This window comes from Fusicatenibacter faecihominis (assembly GCF_020686945.1).
GTDB classification, from domain to species: Bacteria; Bacillota; Clostridia; order Lachnospirales; family Lachnospiraceae; genus Limivivens; species Limivivens faecihominis.
In genome coordinates this window covers 1-20,280 of the sequence record NZ_JAJEPR010000040.1, presented here as the reverse complement: position 1 = coordinate 20,280, position 20,280 = coordinate 1, and the positions used below count along the sequence as shown (strand labels likewise).

Sequence of the window (20,280 nt, the reverse complement as noted above, 5' to 3'; positions counted from 1 at the left end):
TATGAATAGATATGATATGACACTGGATGGAACAGAAAATAATTTGGTTCAGGGACTGACCGTGGAAAATCCCACGGGGTTAAAGGCGACGCTGCTGTCCCAGACAGGAAAGATGCAGAATCTCTTCCTGCCTTATCCGGCTAAGGGCACGCTTTCCTTTCCCAATGGACGGCTGGAAGATGTTCCGATCCACTTTGAGGCGGAAAACGGAAAATGGTTTTCCGTACGGGAAAACACGGCGCGGTATGCTGCCGTGGAAAATCCCTTTGAAAAAAGACTTCCTCTCCACAGTCAGGAACTGCTCCTCATACGGAACGGAAACGCCATGTTTATGCTGTATACAGAAGAAGTGAACGAAGCCAGCTTTATCCGCCACAATTATGTGGCCCTTCCCGGGGATCTTTTGATTGGGCGGAACGAAGACAACGATATCGTTTACTCCGCTCCGATGATTTCCGGCAGGCACGCAATGCTTCATTATAATGGAACAAAATGGACCATTTACGATCTGGATTCCACGAATGGCATCTATGTAAACGGCTTCCGGGTGAAGAGCATGAAGCTGGATCTTGGGGACGTGATCGATATTTTCGGCCTCCGGATCATTGTGGGCAGCCGTTTTCTCTCCATCAACGACGGAAACCATCGAGTCACTATTTCTCCGAAAAAAGCAAGATTTGTGGATGACACCAACAGCGTGATGAGCAATGTTCTTCCGGAAAAAGGGGGAAAAGCAGAGAATCTGTTCAGTCGTTACCCGCGAAGGCGGCTTGCTTTCGGAGATACAGCTATTGACATTGACAGTCCGCCGATGCCCCTCGGCAAAGACGGCATTCCGCTGATCATGCGGATGGGAAGCTCGATGATTATGGGAAGCACGGCGGCCCTCACGGGAAATGTGACGATGCTGGCCAGCTCGATCCTGCTGCCCCTTTTGTCCCAGGGATATACGAAGGAGCAGAAGGAAGAGTACGAGAAGCGGCGGCTGGAAAAATACCGGGAATATCTCGCCCTGAAAAAAGAAGAGATTCAGGAGGAAAAAGAGCGGGAGGAATACGTTCTCCGGCACAATTATCCGGAATTGTCGGAGGTTCTGGGCTATGTTTATGAGAAGAAAAAGCTCTGGGCCAGAACCAACAGCGACGACGATTTCCTGGATATCCGTATAGGAAGTGGAAACATTCCGTTAAAGGCGAAGCTGAATGCTCCCCGGGAGCATTTCGATATGGAGGAGGACGTTCTCAAGGATGAACTGGCGGAGCTGACGGACGAACAGGTGATGCTGGAAAATGTGCCTATCATGATCCGGCTTCTCGAAAATACCGTGCTGGGGGCCCAGGGAGCTCCGGAAGACGTTATTGGTTTTATCAACACCGTGGTTCTGCAGCTTGCGATCCTCTTCAGCTACGATGAGGTGAAGCTGGTCTTTCTCATGGAGGAAAAGCAGCTGGCGGATATGGGCTACATCAAATATCTGCCCCACGTCTGGGATGACCAGCGCTCCATCCGCTTTATCGCTACCAACGCTTCGGAGGCCTATCAGGTGGGCGAGTATCTTCAGAAAGAGCTGGAGAAGGACCTTGAAACGCCGAGAAAATGGGACAAAATCAGGAGCGAAAGACCCTATTATATCGTCATCACCCTGAGCAAAAAGCTGCTGGACGGAGTGGAAATCATCAAGAGGGCCATTGAGAAAGAGGAGACCATCGGTTTAAGCCTGATCACCGGTTTTCCGGATGTGCCCAAGGAGTGTTCCATCATCCTCGAACTGAACAAAGAGGAGGAAGAGGGCTTCGTCAATAACATGATCTACGTCCGGGAGCTGGACAAGGAGGATGAGACCTTTGTTCTCGATGATTTTGACGAAAAAGAAGCCCTTTCCAGCATGCGGGTACTGGCAAACACGAAGCTTCGGCTGGTTTCCCAGGCCTATTCCCTTCCGAAAACCTTCACTTTTCTGGAAATGTTCGGCGTGGGACGCATCGAGGATCTGAATATTGCGGAGCGCTGGCGTTCCAACGATCCGGTGACGAGTCTCGCGGTGCCCATCGGAATCGGAACCGACGGGGCGGAATTTATGCTGGATCTTCATCAGAAGTACCAGGGTCCCCATGGACTGGTGGCGGGAACCACCGGTTCCGGAAAAAGTGAATTTCTGCTGACCTATGTGCTTTCCCTGGCGGTAAATTTTCACCCGGATGAAGTGGCTTTTCTGCTCATCGACTATAAGGGAGGCGGCCTGGCGGGAGCCTTTGACGATCTCCAGAACCAGATTCACCTGCCCCATCTCATCGGAACCATCACAAACCTGGACGGAGCGGCCATCAACCGTTCGCTGATCTCGATACAGAGCGAGGTTTTACGCCGGCAGAAGATTTTTAACGATGCAAAAAGCCTGGCCGGGGAAGGCACGATGGATATTTACAGCTATCAGCGGCTCTACCGGTCAGGCGTTGTGAAAGAGCCGATGCCTCATCTTTTTATCATCTCGGATGAGTTTGCGGAGCTGAAACAGCAGCAGCCGGATTTCCTGGACCAGCTGGTGAGCATCGCCCGCATCGGCCGAAGCCTGGGCGTCCATCTGATTCTGGCAACCCAGAAACCGGCAGGCGTGGTGACAGATCAGATCCTGAGCAACACAAAATTCCGGGTCTGCCTCAAAGTGCAGGACCGGGCGGACAGTATGGATATGCTGAAACGGCCGGAGGCAGCAGAACTCCGGGAAACCGGCCGCTTCTATCTGCAGGTGGGAAATAATGAATATTTCGCCATGGGCCAGTCGGCCTGGAGCGGCGCAGAATACGAGCCCCAGGATGAGGTCGTGAAGCAGAAGGACGAGAGCGTTCAGGTCATCGACTATGTGGGTTCGCCGATTCTGACGGTGAAGCCGGAAGTGACCAGAAATTCCACCGGAAGATCTCAGCTCGTTTCTCTCGTGAAAAGCATTATGGAGACGGCAAGGGAGCAGGGCGTAAGCCCGAAGGCCCTGTGGCTTCCGATGCTGCCGGATGAGATTCCTGCGGAGGAGAAACAGGAGCTTTCGGAGAGTCCTTTGACCACCTATATCGGAGAACTGGACGATCCGGCGAAGCAGGAGCAGTACCCGCTCTTTCTGGATCTGGAAACCTGCGGCCACATTCTCGTGTGCGGGGAGCCGGGAAGCGGAAAAACCTCTTTCGTGGAGGCACTTCTTTATTCCCTGGTGAAAAAAACGACGCCGGAGCAGTTCCAGTTCTATGCGCTGGATTATTCGAGCCGGCTGCTCAAGGTTTTCCGGAATCTGCCCCACTGCGGGGCGGTTCTCGAGGAGGACGACGCGGAGCAGAGCCCGGAGCTTTTCCGGCTGATTAACGAGATCATTCAGGAGAGGAAAAAGCTGTTTTCCAGACTGGAAGTGAGCAGCTTTTCCGATGCCATCAAGCGGGAGCCTCTTCCTTTTATTCTGGTCATCATCGACAACGTGGCAGGCTTCCTTCAGACGAAGGCGGGACAGAAGCAGTACGATCTTCTCCAGTATTACCTGAAAAACAGCGCGAATTACGGCGTGGCCTATCTTTTTACCATCAGTCACGTCAACGAGATCAATATGAGAACCCGGCAGGAGCTGAAACAGAGAATTGCGATTCAGCTGAAGGATAAATACGATTACACGGACATCCTGGGCGTCAAATGCAGCTGTCAGCCGCCGGAAAAACCGGGGCGTGGCCTTTTTAACTATAATGGCGAAGCCCTGGAAATGCAGCTTATGAGATTTGCCCCGGGGCTCGAGCAGGAAGAACGCATCCAGCGCCTGAAAGCGGAGGTGGAAGCGCTGACCCTTAAAAATCAGGGTTATCGGGGAGCGAGAAAGCTGGCAAAAATCCGGACGGATCAGGAATATGAAGAGTTCCTGGCGGGCTTTGCGGCAAACCGGCTCCCGCTGGGATATGAGGTGAAGACCTCGAAGCCCGTCGCTCTGCCTCTGAAGCAGTTTAACCAGCTGAGCCTTTATTTCAGCGAAAAAGCTTCGGCGGCGCTGATTTTTAAGAATCTCATCACCTATGCGAAGAAAGAAAACATGGTGGTGGCTTTTCTGAAGGCGGCGAAGGAAAGCTGTCTGGAGGAGCTGAAGCTTCCGGAGGATGCAAGGATTTTTGAATCGAAGGCGGAAGGCATCGGGCAGCTGGCGGCTTTTCTCTGTGCCAACGCCCAGCACCGCTACAATCTCTACACTCAATACTGCGAGGAGAAACAGTGGGACCCGGAGACGGCCATTGCAAAGCAGGAGACTTTCTCCCATATGAGGGGAATGTTCCGGCCGATTCTCGTCATTTTCGAGCGGTATTCCGATCTCGTTTCCGTGACGACGGAGGTGGCAGGCTATCTGAAGCAGTTCAGTTCCGTCTATGTTCTTTCCCGGTACGCTCAGATTTACCTGATGGCCGGGCTCTACAGCGACGAACCGCCCTTCCTCTGGGGAAATGAGCTTTATAAGTGTTTTAATACAGAAAAACTGGCCCTGCTTTTCGGAGAAAAACTGAACCGGCAGAGCCTGGTCAAGCTTCCCTACGATATGGAGAGGCTTCTGGTCAAAAAGCCGGCCAATCATTTTCTCATGAGTTACCGCGGGGAACTGCATCACCTTCTGATGCCCTGCGGAGAGCTTCGGCAGGAGAAGGTGAAAACCGACGACGATTCAATTTTTGAGGACAGCTGATGGGATATATAGAACAGGAAAACTGTGTTCGTCTCTGCAACGATCTTGCCAGGATGCTGGAGGAGGAAAAAACAGTCCTGTCCGGCTTTTTATCCGGGGATATCGCGGAGGAATATAAGAAACTGCTGGATTCGGAGATAGAAGAATGGGTCCGGCTGAAAAAAATCATAGGTACCATTTAATATTTTATTTTTATATACAAGGAGGAAATAGGAATGGATAGTGCAGCAGAATTAAGCTTCAAAATGGAAAGCGCAAAACAGTGGCAGAAAAATGTGGAGGAAGAGTTTAAAAGGGTGGATGAGCTTTTGAAGCTCGTTGCCGAGGAGCTGAAAACCCAGCCCTACGAGGATGACACCATTATGATGGGACTGAAAAAGACAGGCGAGGCCCTGGCAGAGGCTTTTCAGACCCTGAGCCAGAACTTTATGAACGCGGTTGCAGGCTTAAGCGATATCATGGCAGAGTGGTCCAGAACCCTTACAAAGATTCTCGAAGCCATCGCAGAAGCAGCCAGAAAAATCGGACACTAATTGAAAGAAAGGATGAATTGACATGGCAGGATATATTTTAAAATACAGCGCAGGAACTTATCAGAGAAAAATCTCCGCACTGGAGGGTTATTATTCCCAGCTGGTGACACATCTGGAGCAGCTGAATACGTTACAGGGACAGATGAAGGACTTCTGGGACGGCTCCGCTTCCTCCACCGAGTACATGAACCTCATCAGTGATAAAATCAATGAGGTAAAAGACCGCATGGACGACTGCAAAAATACGAATCTTCAGTATCAGCAGGTGGTTGACGATCTGACAAATGCCGGTTCCACCGTTGACAATATCGTATCCGATGTAAAAGACGCCTCCAAAGCAGCAACCGACGCAGCAGGAGCGGCAGCAAGCATCGCAGGACTGATTGTATAAGGCTTCATGGAGATAAAGGTCATACCTGCAAAGCTGCAGAATCATACCTTTTATCTCGAAGAGGAAATCCGGATATCGCGCCGCATCGAGGAGATGGCAGAGGCCGCTTTTGCAGGAGATCCGAGAGGGCTGGAAATTTTGGAGGCCATTCGGAAGCTGAGAAAAAGCATGGAGATTCGGCGTGATATACTGGAGGACCTGGATGGAGCTCTTCGGGATCAGGAGGTAGTTTTAGAAGAGTATGTGAGGGAGCTATGGAGACAAAATTACTGATAACCCTGGATGTGGCATCCATCTCTCAGAGCTTTGAAGTGCTTGTGCCGGATTTTCTCAAAATCAAAGAACTGATCCCCTTGTTTGTAAAAATCGCGGAAGAACTCTCAGGAAATATGTATCAGTCGTCGGGAACAGAATTTTTGTGTTCCTGCGCGGAAAATACGCTGCTGGATTCCAACAGCACGCTGGGAGAGTACCAGATCAAAAACGGAGATCGTTTCATTCTGTTGTGAGAGGGGGGACAGCATGAAGGAAAAGAAAGGAATAGCAGGGCTTTTTCTTGCGGGCGTTTTGCTGGCAAACGGAACGGCAGTCAGTGCCGCAGAGGTGAAAAATCTCGAAGTGAACCGGATGCCGTCGGGAGATATGGCGGAATATACGCCGTCGAAGCCCATGGAACTTCTGTCAGGCCAGGATGCAGCGGAACTGGATGCGATCATGCAGGCCTACAATGCGGGCGGCAGCAGCCTCAATAAGAACGCTTCAGGAAGCTATTATTACTACGAAAATCTGGACCCCGTGGCAAAGGAGATCTACGACGTTATGCTGGGGGTGGCCCAGGACCCGGTGAGCGAAGGGAACATCGGTCTTATGATGACGGATATCGATCCGACGGGGCAGGATTACTATTATGAATTTAACGTGGCCTACCGGGCCCTCTGCTTCGATCATCCGGAGCTTTTCTGGCTCTATGCGGGGCAGGAGGCGGAGATGGTCTATCTCTCGGAAGCGGTCAACTACGGCGGTTTCTATTTTGTCTATATCAAGATGGCAGAGCCTTTTACGAACTATGAGACACAGATGAACGCCTTTAATGCAGCAGCGGCCTCTTTCCTCGCGGACATCAATCAGGATGCTTCGGACTATGAGATCGTCCGTCAGATCCACGATAAGCTCATCGATCTGGTAAATTATAACGATCCGGTGGGCGACGGCGAGGTGGAATGGGACCGGGGCCAGGACCTGGCGCACACGGCCTACGGCTGCCTCGTGGCAGATTCCAGCGGAAATCCCAATTATGCGGTCTGCGACGGCTACACGCTGGCCATGGAATATCTCCTGCAGCAGTGCGGGATCGAGGCGGCGTTTATCGGCGGAATGGCAGGCTCCTCCCAGGCAGATGCCGGAGGCCATGCCTGGAACATCGTAAAAATCGAGAACGTCTGGTATGAGGTGGATGCGACTTGGGATGATGCAGGAAGCCAGGAGGATGACCTGACGCCGGGAACCGAGGAATACCAGTATTTCATGGAGGCCCTGAACGATCCCGAATACAGAGAGAAACTGGATCATTTCCTTTTTCTGGTATCCACGGACACGATCACCCATTTTGTGCCGGGGGACGAGTACAAGTATATCACCAGTGACGGGATGTACGAGATCCAGATGGTGCAGGAGAGCGTCCATATCCGCCTGAACAACAGCGAATGGGGTTCTGACTGTGACTCGGCGATCATTGCTCTGGCGCCAAACGCCATGCAGAGCTACCGGTGAGGAAGAAGCCTATGAAAAAACATGTAAAAAAGACCGCCGTTTTTCTGGCGGCGGCGCTCCTCTGTGAGGCGGTCATGCCCGTTTCTGCTCTGGAGGAGAACGTAAAGAAGCAGCTGGAGGCGGTGAAAAGCCTGGCGGACCTGGATCTGGATTCCAATGCGGCAGCCATTCAGATTCTGCTGCAGCAGTGCATGGATCTTCTGCCGGATGGCGATCCGGTGAAGGCCACTTTGCAGAGCATCCAGGTGCTGACGGACGGTGGAAGCCAGAATACGGCAGCTGTGGATCTCCTGCTTGACGGGTTCCTTCAGGAAAGCGGGGGGAGTGATACAGAGACGGCTGAGACAGCCGTCGTGGCAGCAGAAGGGGCTCAAGGGACCTTTGCGGGCATGGTATTTCCGGATCAGTCTTCCCTTCAGGGGACTGCCGGAACAACCTTTAACGCGAATCTCCCGGCCTTTGAGGTACCGGAATTTCTCCAGACCCAGATCCCGGTCAGCGTCTTCGTGGATGTACCCGGGGACTGGGGAAACAATGCGGCCAGCGGCCGGAGCCTGATCTCCTATTCGCCGGTGAACGGTTCCGGAGCTATCAGCCCTAGGGCAGGCACGCTGACTATCAGCTACTTTGATATGGGAGCGGACGAGCCGGAGAGCGCTTTTTCCAATTATGAGAAAAGTATTTCGGATATGAGCGTCACCTCGGATATGCAGTCGGAGGATATTTCCTCCGCGAATCTGCCCGCCAGAAAGCTGAATTTCCAGATGAATGTGGGAGCCAACCAGTTTGCCTGCGAGACCGTGTGCTTTATCTATGAAGATACGGTCTATGCCTTTGAGCTGATGCAGGGGCAGCTGTCGGCGTATAACTATTTCCCGGTGTTTAACCAGGTGGTGCAGAGCGCAGAGATCGCAGGCGGCGAGGCGGTGATTGAAACCGAGGCGCCGATGGTAGAGCCGGAAGTGCCTGTGGAAACTGAGACACCGGTGGTAGAATCGGAAGTGCCTGTTGAAACGGAAGCACCGGTGGTAGAATCGGAAGTGCCCGTTGAAACGGAAGCACCGGTGGTAGAATCGGAAGTGCCCGTTGAAACGGAAGCACCGGTGGTAGAGCCGGAAGTGCCCGCAGAAACGGAGGCGCCGGCAGTAGAGCCGGAAGTACCCGCGGAGACCGAAGCGCCGGCAGCTGAACCGGGGACGCCCCAGGCACCGGAGGGCGGGGATATCAGCTCCTTCCAGTATGAGCTGAACGGTCATACCTACCAGTTTCCGACGCCCATGAGCGAGATTGCTCCGGAGGATATTCAGCTGGACCGACAGATCCGGCTGCCCTATGATATCTCTTCCGACGCGGACATGGAGTCCGGCAGTTGGACAGAGATCATCAACACCCAGTATTTTTACTTTGAAAATTCACTCTATAAAGAGATGACGGGAATCACAAATATGACGGGCTACGACACGGTGCTGTCAGAGGGTATCCTTACGGCCCTCATCGACACCAACGGTACCTATCTGAATGTGGTTCTGCCCGGAGACGTCCATGTGGGCAGTTCCGAGGCGGATATCCTGAAAGGTTTCCCGGCTTTTGCAGGGAAGCAGCTGGACGGCGTGGCGACTTTTGTGGGCAACGATTATCTCTATGCATGCAACGTGCGGGATGACGGCTGCAACGGTTATGCGATTGTCCGGAATGACGATCCGTTTTACAGTGCGGTCACGATCATCTGTGAAAATTCCGTCATAAAAGAAATCAGTTTTGAATGCATCGGAGCCGAAAGGGCGAAAGGTGTGTTTCAATAAAAAAATAAAATAAGGAGAGAGAGTCATGAGAGGAAAGTATATGAGAAAGCTCATCTGCTGTATGCTCGTTGCAATGATGGGCGTGGCGCAGCTGTGCTCCGTCGTTTCACAGGCGGCAGATATTTCCGGCCTGGCTTCCGAGTCCCGGCTTCCCATTGTTTTGACTTTGGGAGCGGACCTGTCGGAGGACCAGAAGAGCCAGATTCTTCAGTTCTTTGGAATCGACCAGTCAGAAGTAACAACGATTACGATCACAAATGCGGATGAGAAGGAGAAGCTTGGAAACCTGATTTCCGCAGAGAAGATCGGTTCCTACACCTACAGCTGTGCGCTTGTAAATCCCACAAACGCAGGCGGTATTCAGGTAAAAACGGCAAACTTAAACTATGTGACCAGCAACATGATCGCCAGCCAGCTGTCCACCTCCGGCGTTTATAACTGTGAGGTTCTGACAGCAGCGCCCTTCGAGGTTTCCGGTACCGGAGCCCTCACAGGCGTTATGATGGCCTACGAGGAGGCCAGCGGAGCCCAGCTTGACGAGGGCAAGAAAGAGCTGGCAAACGTAGAGCTCATCACCACAGGAAACATCGCTGACACTGTAGGACAGGATCAGGCGACCCTGGTGGTAAACGATATCAAGATTCATATTGTCAGAGACCAGATCACCGAGGAACAGGCCGTTCACGACGTTGTGGACAATGTCATCGGCGTGACGGAGACGGCGGCAGCAGAGGCAGCGGCAAATCAGGGCAAGGAAGCTCCGGCAAAGCTTGGCGAAGTCGAGAAGACCCAGCTCTATGATTTCAGCTACAAATTCAGCCAGATGGATTACGATTACGCCCAGATGCAGCCGACCCTGGAGCGCGTTACCTACAACGTAGCCACCAGCAGCGGTATCGACGACCCGATCACCGACACCTTCACAACGATCACCGAGGAGCAGGTTCTGCCGAGCAACAGTATTCTTCTGCGTACCAACGATGAAATCTGGGGCGAAGATGCGATCATCAACGCTACCAGCAGCGTTGCCGTATCTGACAGACCCGCAGAGCCGATCAATGTTTTCACAGGCGAAGCAAGTGTAACCGCAGCAGGCGGCGTGAAGGCAGATATGTTTATCTCCGGCACCAACATTATTGAATACAAAGACCTGAACGGCTCCTACGCTCTGATGGATCTGAACGGAAATCTTCTCACGGAATCCATTTATGGCGAGGATATGATGGGCAGAGGCGGCTATATCATAGCCGAACTCAATGACGGCTCCGGAAAATCGGGCATCCTTGCACCGGACGGTTCTGTCGTTGTGGACTTCCAGTATGACGCGGTAAAAGTCGTAGGAAACATGTGGGCCGCAGGCGTGGTTCTCACAGAGGGCGGCACGGAAGATGACTACGATTATACGGACTATACCAATTATTATCTCATCGACCATGTGGATATTTACTACATCGGCACCCAGGGAGCCCAGTGTGTCGGTACCCTTGGAAGAGATGATTTTTACGATACGGACAGCTGTGCGGATTATATCAACATCGAGGCGAGAAGTGGTGTGATCACTACTTATGATTCCTCTTTCAATGCCGTACAGACGACGGATTCCCTCTATAATTTCGGGGAGTATGACTATGACAATTCCCTGGAAGAGGCCATTCAGCAGAAGACCGGTTATTATGTCAGAAGCTTCTATGGCAAATATGCGATGGCTTCCGGCGATAACGGTTATGGAATCATTGACCGGTATGGAAACCTGATCGTTCCCACAAATTTCAGCAGCTTTGATACTTCCTTTGACACCTATGAAAACGGCGGATATTTCCTCTCCATAGGAAATGAACAGACGACCTTTGTGACCGCAGGAGGAAACGTGACTGCTTCCTTCAATTACGGATACGACAATACAGAGTCTCTTCTGGGCTATGGGATGACCGTCCAGGTGAAAAAGAGCGACGGCGGATATATTCTCCTGTCCGCAGACGGAAGAGAATCCGATCTGGGAACAACCTATGACTACATGGATGTGCTCAAGGAATCCAAGGGTCTGCTCTGGGTTGGTCATGCAGGCGGAGGATATGATCTCATTGACTGGCACGGAAATGTGCTTCTTTCCGGAAGCAGCGGCTATTCCATGTCAGCAAACGGAAGCTATCTGATTTCCCAGGAGGGTTACACTTCCTCCACCCTTTACATGGTCAACGATGCGGAGCCGGTGGATCTTGCCAACAGCGCAGGCGGAGCCACAGAGATGCAGATTGAGACAAAAGAAGGCGCATCTCTGGAGGCCTATACCGGTGACGTGACCGTTGAGAATGTCGGAACCGTTCTCTCTGAGCTTTTTATTGACGGAACGGATCTGATGCTGGCTACCAATGACGACGAGAAATATGCGGTCATGGATGTGACAGACACCCAGTATTCCGAACCGAAATATTCCAGCTACACGAGCTATAACAACGGTTTTGTTCTCGTGCAGGATGCAGATACGGAGAAGACAGGAGTTATAACGGAGAAAGCACAGCTGGTCGTACCCTGTGAGTTTGACAATGTCTCTGTGCTGAATGAAAAATGGATCGTCGCCTATGTGTTAAAGGAAACCACAGAGGATGAGTATGATTTCGAGAGTTATTCGGATGATACCCATTACCAGATCGACACGGCAAGCATCTATCATGTAAGTGAATCGGAGGTTTCTTCCGTGAAACTGACCCGGGATCAGCTGGCAGATATCGAGGCGGACGGCGATTACCTCAATGTTCAGGACCGGACCAGCGGAAATGTAACAACCTATGATTCTTCCTTCAATGCCGTGGCATCGGCAGACAGCGTATGGAATTTTGGAGATTACTCCTATGAAAACGTTGTGCTGAAACAGATCAGCGACAAATCCGGCCATGGAGCAATAAGCGTCTTTGATGACGGTTATGTGATGGGATCTGACTGGAACAGCGATGCAGGAAAGAGCATCTACGGCGTTACCGATATGAACGGAGAGGTGATTATTCCCTTCGAGTACGACCGGATCAATTATAATTACGGCGGCAGCGGAAGATATCTGAGCACGAAAGGTTACTTCTGTGTGGAAAAAGACGACAAGGCCGGTTTTGTGACAAAAGGCGGAGAAGTCAGCTGCGAACTGAAATATGACAGTGAGAACTTTGAGTGCGACGGTCTGGCCGGTATCTACAAGAACGGCGATGGCACCTACACCATCGTTGCAGCGGACGGAACCGAATCCGGCCCTTATGCCAACCGGCCCTACGGCAAGGCAAACGGCCTGCTCTTCGTAGTCAGCAGCGTTGACGGAGCCACCTCCCTGGTTGACTGGCATGGAAATGAAATCCTGAGCGGTTATTACAATTACAGCTTTTCCGACAGCGGAAATTACTTCATAACCAAAAAGGATTACAGCGATCCGAGCGAACTTTTCACAGTTAATGGAGCACAGGTAATCGGCATCAACGGCAATACGGAAGGGGCAGAAGCCATTCCCATGACGGAGGCAGCCGAGCCGGAGACCCAGGCGGCAGAAGCTCCTGAGACAGAAGGCACACCGGAGCCCCAGCCCGAGACCGAAGCAGCAGCTACCCAGCCTGCGACAGATGGAGAACCCGTAGTCACAGATACTCCGGCAGCAGAGGGCGGCTCCAGGGATGAGATTCTTCCCCTCCTTCAGAGCGCTTCCTCTCTCGTTACAGCGGATGTGACGGCAAACAAGACAGCCATCACCACTCTCCTTACCCAGGCAAAGGAAAAAGCAGACAGCGATTACCCGGCAGCCGGTTCCCTCATCGGCACCGCCATCACCCTGCTTGACACCGACAGCCCGGACGGCAGTTCTGTTGCAACACTGATTCAGTCGGCTATTGATGCGATTGGATAAAACAACAGCAAAGATATAAAGTTTTATAAAAACCATGGAGAAATGAAAACTTCTGACAGAAGGTAAATTTTTCCATGGTTTTTGTTTGTCTGTTTCAAAATTTGTCCATGTCAGAAAAAGAGGGGAAACTGCTAAAATAAAGAAAAAAACGAGGGAGAGACGACATGAAAGGCAGAAAAAAACAGGCAGTACAGGTGGATGCAGTGAAGAAAAAAAGTATATGGACGAACTGGCGGTTGTATGTAATGTGCCTTCCGGCGGTTGTCTATTTACTCCTTTTCAACTACAAGCCGATGTATGGAATCATCATCGCGTTCAAAAATTACAGTATGAGAAAAGGAATTATGGGAAGCCCGTGGATCGGTTTTGCGAACTTTCAGCGTCTTTTTTCTTCCTACTGGTTTCCGATCATTCTGAAAAATACGCTGACACTGAGCCTTCTTTCACTGGTTCTTGGATTCCCGATCCCGATCATTCTGGCACTGGCCCTGAATGAAGTACAGCACAGCCGGTTCCGGAAAGGCTTTCAGACCATTTCCTATGCGCCGCACTTTATCTCGACGGTTGTCATGTGCGGAATGCTGACCCTGTATCTGAGTCCGTCCTCAGGTATCATCAACAAATTTATTGAAATTCTGGGTGGAGACAGCAAAAATTTCCTGCAGGACCCGGCCATGTTCAAGTGGGTTTATGTACTGAGCGGCATCTGGCAGGAGATGGGCTGGGGAAGTATTATTTACTTCGCTACGTTATCCGGTGTGGACCGGTCCCTGCTGGAAGCAGCAGAGATCGACGGAGCCTCCAGGTTGCAGAAAATCTGGTATGTGAATCTGCCGGTATTGATGCCGACGATTCTAATCCTGCTGGTATTAAACTGTGGTTCCCTTCTGAGTGTCGGCTATGAAAAAGTATTTCTTCTGCAGAATCCGACGAACTTAAGCGCTTCGGAGGTAATTTCCACCTTTGTGTATAAATCCGGCCTGGATGACTGGACACAGCTGGCAGATATTGAAGAGTATGCAAAACGCCTTGGAATCCGTCTGGACTGCAATTTCTATGAAACTGACTGGGAAACACAGCTGACTCTGATGGTAGCAGGCGACGAGCTTCCGGATCTTCTGACCGGCTGCTACATGAATATCGGTGACGTAAACGAATGGGGCGGAGAAGGTTATTTCCTGGACCTCAGCCAGTATCTGGACGAGATGCCGAACCTGCAGGCATATTTTGAAAAATATCCGGAAATGAAAGCATTCTGCAGTACATCTGATGGACATATTTACGGATTTCCTAGACTGCGTGTAGATATGACAGACCGTCTGACCAGAAGCTTTGTCAACAAAGTATGACTGGAAAATCTGGGACTGGAAGTTCCGACTACGATTGATGAGTATTATGATGTTCTCACAGCTTTCAAAAATCAGGATGCCAACGGAAACGGAGATACGGATGATGAGATTCCGCTTCTGTATACCGCAGCATCCGGTGGCTATTCTGCGATTGACACAACCTTCCTGGATGCTTTTGGCATTTTCACAAGAGATGCGGACTGTGCTTTCCAGGCAGATGAAAATGGCAAAGTAGAACTTGCAAATACCAGCGATAAGTACAAAGAATTTTTGAAATTCATGCATAAACTCTATGCAGAAGGTCTGATGGAACAGGAAGCCTTTACCATCACCGGAGAAGAAGTTACGACGAAAGAGCAGGGAGATGTATATGGTTCCTTAGGCTGTGGTTCTGCACCGTTTGTTATGGCAGGCAAGGACATCAGCTATGACGCCAACTGGCTGGGACTGTCCGGTCTTACCTCCGATGTTCATTCCGAGCGGAAAACCAGTATTGCAAGCCCGGTTCAGAACGGTATTATGGTTGCGGTCAATGCCAATACCCAGTATCCGGAAGCAATGGCCCGTTTCCTGGATTATTTCTACACTGATGAGGGAATGCTCTCTGCAACAAAGGGTTATGAGGGAATCACCTTTGATATGGTACAGGATGAGCTTCTTGGAATCGAGATTCCGGAAATGAAAGTGCCAGATGGTTATACTTCCGGAGAAGAATACTGTTACAAAGGTTCCGTCCTGAACGAAGCACTGAATCTGGTAGAGAGAAACCTCGACAGAGAAGCACTATTTAACGCCGACCAGGAGCTTCTGGAAAAACCGGAAATTGTTGAAAAATATGCTTGGGCAGCCAGAGTTCTGGACGCTTATAAGGCAGATGGCGTGACTGGTGTGGATTGTTATCCGGTTGTATCCTATACAACAGAAGAAATCGAAGAGAGAAGCCCGATTTATAAAGACCTTTCCACCTATCTGCAGCAGGCAAAGGCTCAGTTTATCACAGGCGAGCTCGATGTGGATCAGGACTGGGATACCTATGTAAACACCGTAGAACAGATGAACGCCGGCCGTCTGCTGGAAATTGAGCAGGCAGCTTACGACAGATTTGCAGCATTAAAGGGCTGATGAATTTGACTATGTTATATCGTAAAAAAGAAGCAGCAGCTCTGGGAGAAACCATGCGTTCTTATCGAGCTTCCACATTCCCGGAATTGATATGTTATGTGACTGGCGGGAGCTGACAACAGCGAGCAACCGGAGAAAACTGGGCGTATGAGTATCAGCTGACAAAGACCGGCATCTTGGTATCTCCTCATATTGCATGGATTTCTGCCCCGTCTGATCTATAACTTGAAAAACAATCCGGATTACATTATACTTGCTATAGTGATGAACTTCACAGAATGAGTTGTCAGCCTTCAAAGGAAGTCACTCATCTGTGAAGTTTTTTGTAATCAGGAAAATTTGTTTGACAGGTGTATTTGACGGAATGGCAGGAGAGCGGGGAGAGATATGAGGAGTATTGTATTGATGAAAATAAGGTCACACTTGCTTTGGAATATATGACGCCGATCAAGGGGATTGACACTTCTAGCATATGCAGAAGGATCGGAAGCGGAAGAACCACGGCACCGGAAGCGGCAGCGGATTATGACGAAGAATGCAGAAAAATGGTGCTGAAGATCGGACTTTGGGAATAAATAAAGACAGGGGGATGGCTTTGAAATTTCAATCAAAGATGAGACTGGTTTATATTGTTCTTGGAATTATGTCATCTTTTATTCTGGGATATCTTTATTATTCAACCAGTATGGATAAAATTTACAGGCATGAAATGAGCAGTCTTACGGTCAGTGTGGAGCAGCTGAAAAATCAATATGATGAAATGATCGAGACGATGAAGGATGTCAGCTATTACCTGTTGAGTGATCCGGATATTATGCACAATTTTTGGAATTTCCCAGACGTATCTCAGCAAGCTGTTTCGAAAATACAGCACAGAAAGCTTTAACCGGCATCTGGCGACCTTGAGAATTGAGAAGGCAAAAGAAATCATGGAAGATAATCCGGATTTGTTCATCAAAGATATTGCAGCGATGGTGGGCTTTTCCGATCAGTTCTATTTCAGCCGGATTTTCCATTCCATAACAGGGATGAGCCCGGCAGAATATATGAAAAATCATAAAGGAATATCGTGTGATGCAAAGTCTTGATAGATGAAGCGGAACATGCTATAAAGAAACTATACCAAAAGCAACTATACCAAAAGCAAAGAAAATGGAGGGACTTACATGGGAATCATGAGTTCAGAATGGAGTGGAAGACTGCAGCACTGGATGCGCACACTCAAAGATGATTTTTACAGACCACTGGGAACCATTTCTTGGGAGGCATTTCGTACCATGGAGCATCTGTCACCGGAAGAGGCGATGAAAGGACAGTTTGAGCCGGTGGAACCCGGCTTTACCTGGGGAAAAACCTGGGAATACTGCTGGTTCCGCGGAAAAGTGGTTCTCCCTGCTGAGGCAGAAGGAAAACGGATCGTTATGGATTTAAGACCGGACGGAGAGTCCACCTTGTTTGTCAACGGCCAGGAATTTGGTACCTATCGTGCCTCCTGGGTAACGCAGAAGCATCATTTTATCGAGGATAATGTTCTGAGCACAGCGGCGGCAGCAGGAACGGAATACGAAATCCTGATGGAAACCTATGCGGGCCATTATTATCCGGAGTCTCCGAATGGCGGCTGTGCAACAGGACCGGTACTTCCGGGCGCCTACCAGGATCCGCTGGAAGAGGGCAAACGACGGACCCTGGGCGTGTGTACCTTTGGTATCTGGAATGAGGATGCCTACCAGCTGTGGATGGATGCAGATACGTTAAAACAGGTATTGGATAAACTGGATTCCAATTCCCTGCGGGCAGCCAAAATCGCAGAGGCGCTGGAAACCTTCACGCTTGCCGTTGATTTTGAGCAGGACGAAGCAGGAAGAATCGCTTCTTACCGGGCAGGCAGAGAAGCGCTTAAGCCTGCACTGGAGGCGAAAAACGGTTCTACCACACCGGTCTTTTATGCGGTCGGCAACGCTCATATCGACCTGGCCTGGCTGTGGCCAATGGCGGAGACCCACAGAAAGACCGAGAGAACCTTTGCGGCGCAGCTGCGTCTCCTGGAGGAATATCCGGAATATAAATACATTCAGAGCCAGCCGGCTGCCTATGAGATGTGCCGGAAATATTATCCGGAGCTGTTTCAGAGAATCAAAGAGGCGGTCAAGGACGGAAAATGGATCGCAGAAGGCGCCATGTGGGTGGAACCGGACACTAATATGGCTTCCGGAGAAGCGCTGATCCGTCAGCTGCTCTACGGCAAAAAGTATTACAAAGAAGAATTTGGTGTGGACAGCCAGATGCTGTGGCTGCCGGACACCTTCGGTTATACCGCAGCACTTCCGCAGATCTTAAAAAGCTGTGGCGTGAAGTATCTGGTGACCCAGAAGATTTTCTGGTCCTATAATGAAGGAGAACAGTTCCCCTATCATTATTTCTACTGGGAGGGCATGGATGGCTCAAAGATCACGTCCTTCCTGCCTACGAGCTATACCTACCGCACTGACCCGAGCGAGCTCATTGGCGTCTGGGAGAACAGAAGCCAGAAGAGAGATCTGGATGCCTTCCTCCTGCCCTTCGGCTACGGCGACGGAGGCGGCGGTCCGGCAAGAGATTATCTGGAGTATGCGAAGAGGGAAAAAGACCTGGAAGGCTGCCCGAAGGTAAAACAGGAGAATCCGATTACGTTTTTCAAAGATATGGAAGCAGAGGGCGGACCGAAGCATACTTATACGGGTGAGCTGTATTTCAGCGCCCACCGCGGAACCTACACCTCACAGGCCATGGTGAAACAGAATAACCGGAGATGCGAGCTTTCCATGCGGGAGCTGGAGCTCTGGAGTACACTGGCTGCATTAAAAGGAAAGGCATATCCGGCGGAGGCTGTGGAGCGTCTGTGGAAAGAGGTTCTGCTTCATCAGTTCCACGATATTCTGCCCGGTTCCTCGATTGCAAGAGTTTATCAGGAGGCAGAAAAGGCCTTCCATGCCATTCTCGATGAAAGCCATGAACTGACGGAGAAAGCCCTTCAGAGCCTCACAGAGGGAGAAAACGGCATCACGGTGGGCAATTCCCTCGGTTTTGCCTATGAGACGGTTCTTGAGCTTCCTGAGAGCTTTGCAGCGGGTGCGAAGACGAAAGAAGGAAAAGAAATTCCGACAGAAAAGATCGGCGATAAAGTATATGGACTGGCAGAGCTTCCTGCCTACGGTATGGTTTCTCTGGTTCCGGCAGAGGAGCAGACGAAAGCGGAGGATGAGGTGGTACTGACTCAGGTGGGCGAGACCTATGTTCTGGAAAACCGTCAGGTGAAGGCTGTCGTGGACGGCAAGGGAGAGGTTATCTCCTTTGTACTGAAGACAAGCGGCAGAGAGTTTGCAGCAGAGCCGTTGAACCGTTTCCATCTCTACAAAGATGTACCGCGTCTCTTTGATGCCTGGGATATCGATTCCAACTATAAGGAACAGGAGATCACGGCGGCAGAGGATGTGAAGGTAAGCGTTCTTCAGGCAGGCAGCCTGCGCGGCGTTCTGAAAGTGACCGGACGCATCAGCAATTCTTCCTTTGTCCAGTATATCCGTCTGGATGCTGAAAGTACACGGCTTGAGTTTGAGACTGTGATTGACTGGAAAGAACTGCACCGGCTTCTGAAGGTTGCCTTCCCGGTTCGTGTATTCGCAGAGAACGGCATCAACGAGATGCAGTTTGGCTATGTGGAACGGCCGACCAGACGGTCCAGAACCTATGATAAAGACCGTTTTGAAGTCTGCAACCATCGCTACAGCGCCCTGTGTGACGGGGCACATGGTGCGGCTGTGCTGAATGACTGCAAGTACGGCATCAGCATGAATGAAAATGCGCTGGAACTGACCCTGCTCCGTGCAGCAGCAGCCCCGGAGATGCATGCAGACAACAGAGAGCATCATTTTACCTATGCATTTACCGCATGGGAGGGTAGCTTTGCAGACAGTGACGTTGTCCGCCAGGGCTATGAGCTGAATGTAAAACCGGTTGTGACAAACGGTACGGCTGATGCCTTCTCCCTGTTTGACGTGGAGAAAAACAATGTCATTCTTGAGTCTGTGAAGCTTGCAGAAGACGGAAGCGGCGATCTGATCCTGCGTCTCTACGAGTCCAGGAAAGCGGCGGTTCAGACAGTTTTGTCCACATCCCTGCCGGTAGCGAAAGCTTGGAGCTGCACGATGCTGGAGGAAAAAGAAGAGGAGCTTATGGTGGAAAATCACAGCATTTCCCTTGATTTCCGGGCATTTGAGATCAAAACCCTGCGCCTGAAATTAGCATAGCGTAAAGAAAAAACCATGGAAAAACAAGAACTTCTGACAGAAGGCAAATTTTTCCATGGTTTTTTTATCCGAAAAATCTCACTGATTGTTGTTGCTGGAAAAGATATCCGCGACTTCACTGATCGTAATATAAGCGAGCGGATCAATGTTGTGTATGATGTCTTTCATCCGGATGTTCTGTGATGATAATGGCACATTTGGAGCGGTCGATACCTTCCACAATGAAATCGACGGTTTTCAAAGCGGCAGCATAGGTAACGATGGAATATAAAGGCAGGATCCAGCTTTTGAGTACAAAGCCGCAAATGATATATAGGAGGATATTATGATGTTGGGGTCAAAAGGTCTTTTGCCCCCAACTGATGCCTACGAATTGCTCCGCTGCAAAGCAGCTCCCGCAATTCTATAAACATTCGAAATCCGCTGATTTACTGCGTAAATCGCTGCT

17 protein-coding genes are annotated in these 20,280 nt (G+C 50.5%); 15 read left to right on the top strand and 2 right to left on the bottom strand.

Annotated elements, in window-relative coordinates; translation table 11 throughout:
• The first annotated feature begins 1 nt into the window (after position 1).
• The 15 genes from essC (at position 2) to LKD71_RS15325 (ending at position 19,832) form a co-directional block, all read left to right on the top strand.
• On the top strand, positions 2 to 4,696 hold the full coding sequence (gene essC, locus LKD71_RS15395) for a type VII secretion protein EssC (RefSeq protein ID WP_227616120.1): 4,695 nt from the start codon (positions 2 to 4) through the stop codon (positions 4,694 to 4,696).
• Positions 4,696 to 4,878, top strand: a complete 183-nt coding sequence (locus tag LKD71_RS15390) for a hypothetical protein (protein WP_178047214.1) — start codon at positions 4,696 to 4,698, stop codon at positions 4,876 to 4,878. Before essC ends, LKD71_RS15390 begins: the two co-directional genes overlap by 1 nt.
• Before the next feature lie 33 nt (positions 4,879 to 4,911).
• Complete coding sequence (locus LKD71_RS15385) at positions 4,912 to 5,229, top strand: hypothetical protein (RefSeq protein WP_178047215.1); 318 nt, start codon at positions 4,912 to 4,914, stop codon at positions 5,227 to 5,229.
• Positions 5,230 to 5,251: 22 nt separating this feature from the next.
• A complete protein-coding gene (locus LKD71_RS15380; RefSeq protein WP_178047216.1) occupies positions 5,252 to 5,620 on the top strand; it encodes a hypothetical protein in 369 nt (122 codons plus the stop codon).
• A 6-nt stretch (positions 5,621 to 5,626) separates the two neighbouring features.
• Positions 5,627 to 5,893: a hypothetical protein gene (locus LKD71_RS15375; RefSeq protein ID WP_178047217.1), complete on the top strand. Its 267-nt coding sequence runs from the start codon at positions 5,627 to 5,629 to the stop codon at positions 5,891 to 5,893.
• Entirely contained in the window at positions 5,875 to 6,129 is a 255-nt protein-coding gene (locus LKD71_RS15370) for an EsaB/YukD family protein (RefSeq protein WP_178047218.1), read from the top strand. The genes LKD71_RS15375 and LKD71_RS15370 overlap by 19 nt, the downstream gene beginning before the upstream one ends.
• A 13-nt stretch (positions 6,130 to 6,142) precedes the next feature.
• Positions 6,143 to 7,390 (top strand): transglutaminase domain-containing protein, encoded by a 1,248-nt coding sequence (locus LKD71_RS15365; protein ID WP_178047219.1) that lies wholly within the window; start codon positions 6,143 to 6,145, stop codon positions 7,388 to 7,390.
• Between the two features lie 11 nt (positions 7,391 to 7,401).
• Entirely contained in the window at positions 7,402 to 9,192 is a 1,791-nt protein-coding gene (locus LKD71_RS15360) for a hypothetical protein (protein ID WP_227616119.1), read from the top strand.
• Between the two features lie 25 nt (positions 9,193 to 9,217).
• Entirely contained in the window at positions 9,218 to 13,072 is a 3,855-nt protein-coding gene (locus LKD71_RS15355; RefSeq protein WP_227616118.1) for a DUF1002 domain-containing protein, read from the top strand.
• A 164-nt stretch (positions 13,073 to 13,236) separates the two neighbouring features.
• Complete coding sequence (locus LKD71_RS15350; RefSeq protein WP_227616117.1) at positions 13,237 to 14,421, top strand: ABC transporter permease subunit; 1,185 nt, start codon at positions 13,237 to 13,239, stop codon at positions 14,419 to 14,421.
• Positions 14,422 to 14,727: 306 nt separating this feature from the next.
• Positions 14,728 to 15,543, top strand: coding sequence for a type 2 periplasmic-binding domain-containing protein (locus LKD71_RS15345; protein WP_227616116.1), 816 nt, complete (start codon positions 14,728 to 14,730; stop codon positions 15,541 to 15,543).
• A gap of 350 nt (positions 15,544 to 15,893) precedes the next feature.
• Positions 15,894 to 16,118, top strand: a complete 225-nt coding sequence (locus LKD71_RS15340; protein WP_227616115.1) for a hypothetical protein — start codon at positions 15,894 to 15,896, stop codon at positions 16,116 to 16,118.
• Positions 16,079 to 16,429, top strand: coding sequence for a hypothetical protein (locus LKD71_RS15335; RefSeq protein WP_227616127.1), 351 nt, complete (start codon positions 16,079 to 16,081; stop codon positions 16,427 to 16,429). The genes LKD71_RS15340 and LKD71_RS15335 overlap by 40 nt, the downstream gene beginning before the upstream one ends.
• On the top strand, positions 16,344 to 16,631 hold the full coding sequence (locus LKD71_RS18590) for a helix-turn-helix domain-containing protein (RefSeq protein WP_227616114.1): 288 nt from the start codon (positions 16,344 to 16,346) through the stop codon (positions 16,629 to 16,631). Before LKD71_RS15335 ends, LKD71_RS18590 begins: the two co-directional genes overlap by 86 nt.
• Before the next feature lie 78 nt (positions 16,632 to 16,709).
• A complete protein-coding gene (locus LKD71_RS15325; RefSeq protein ID WP_227616113.1) occupies positions 16,710 to 19,832 on the top strand; it encodes an alpha-mannosidase in 3,123 nt (1,040 codons plus the stop codon).
• A 78-nt stretch (positions 19,833 to 19,910) separates the two neighbouring features.
• Here LKD71_RS15325 and LKD71_RS18740 read toward each other — a convergent pair whose 3' ends face one another.
• Both LKD71_RS18740 and LKD71_RS18735 read right to left on the bottom strand, forming a co-directional pair.
• Positions 19,911 to 20,000 carry a DUF2179 domain-containing protein gene (locus LKD71_RS18740; protein WP_227616112.1) on the bottom strand — a complete coding sequence of 30 codons (90 nt, stop codon included), beginning with the start codon at positions 19,998 to 20,000 and terminating at the stop codon, positions 19,911 to 19,913.
• Complete coding sequence (locus LKD71_RS18735) at positions 19,975 to 20,109, bottom strand: YitT family protein (protein ID WP_255633110.1); 135 nt, start codon at positions 20,107 to 20,109, stop codon at positions 19,975 to 19,977. Before LKD71_RS18735 ends, LKD71_RS18740 begins: the two co-directional genes overlap by 26 nt.
• Between the last annotated feature and the right edge of the window lie 171 nt (positions 20,110 to 20,280).

What these genes read in the sequence shown, in the direction of transcription:
- LKD71_RS15380 (WP_178047216.1), top strand. Translation starts at nt 5,252, where the DNA reads ATGGCAGGATATATTTTAAAATACAGCGCAGGAACTTATCAGAGAAAA.
- LKD71_RS15335 (WP_227616127.1), top strand. Translation starts at nt 16,079, where the DNA reads ATGCAGAAAAATGGTGCTGAAGATCGGACTTTGGGAATAAATAAAGAC.
- LKD71_RS15365 (WP_178047219.1), top strand. Translation starts at nt 6,143, where the DNA reads ATGAAGGAAAAGAAAGGAATAGCAGGGCTTTTTCTTGCGGGCGTTTTG.
- LKD71_RS15370 (WP_178047218.1), top strand. Translation starts at nt 5,875, where the DNA reads ATGGAGACAAAATTACTGATAACCCTGGATGTGGCATCCATCTCTCAG.
- LKD71_RS15360 (WP_227616119.1), top strand. Translation starts at nt 7,402, where the DNA reads ATGAAAAAACATGTAAAAAAGACCGCCGTTTTTCTGGCGGCGGCGCTC.
- essC (WP_227616120.1), top strand. Translation starts at nt 2, where the DNA reads ATGAATAGATATGATATGACACTGGATGGAACAGAAAATAATTTGGTT.
- LKD71_RS15385 (WP_178047215.1), top strand. Translation starts at nt 4,912, where the DNA reads ATGGATAGTGCAGCAGAATTAAGCTTCAAAATGGAAAGCGCAAAACAG.
- LKD71_RS15355 (WP_227616118.1), top strand. Translation starts at nt 9,218, where the DNA reads ATGAGAGGAAAGTATATGAGAAAGCTCATCTGCTGTATGCTCGTTGCA.
- LKD71_RS15345 (WP_227616116.1), top strand. Translation starts at nt 14,728, where the DNA reads ATGGAACAGGAAGCCTTTACCATCACCGGAGAAGAAGTTACGACGAAA.
- LKD71_RS18740 (WP_227616112.1), bottom strand. Translation starts at nt 20,000, where the DNA reads ATGAAAGACATCATACACAACATTGATCCGCTCGCTTATATTACGATC.
- LKD71_RS15350 (WP_227616117.1), top strand. Translation starts at nt 13,237, where the DNA reads ATGAAAGGCAGAAAAAAACAGGCAGTACAGGTGGATGCAGTGAAGAAA.
- LKD71_RS15375 (WP_178047217.1), top strand. Translation starts at nt 5,627, where the DNA reads ATGGAGATAAAGGTCATACCTGCAAAGCTGCAGAATCATACCTTTTAT.
- LKD71_RS15390 (WP_178047214.1), top strand. Translation starts at nt 4,696, where the DNA reads ATGGGATATATAGAACAGGAAAACTGTGTTCGTCTCTGCAACGATCTT.
- LKD71_RS15325 (WP_227616113.1), top strand. Translation starts at nt 16,710, where the DNA reads ATGGGAATCATGAGTTCAGAATGGAGTGGAAGACTGCAGCACTGGATG.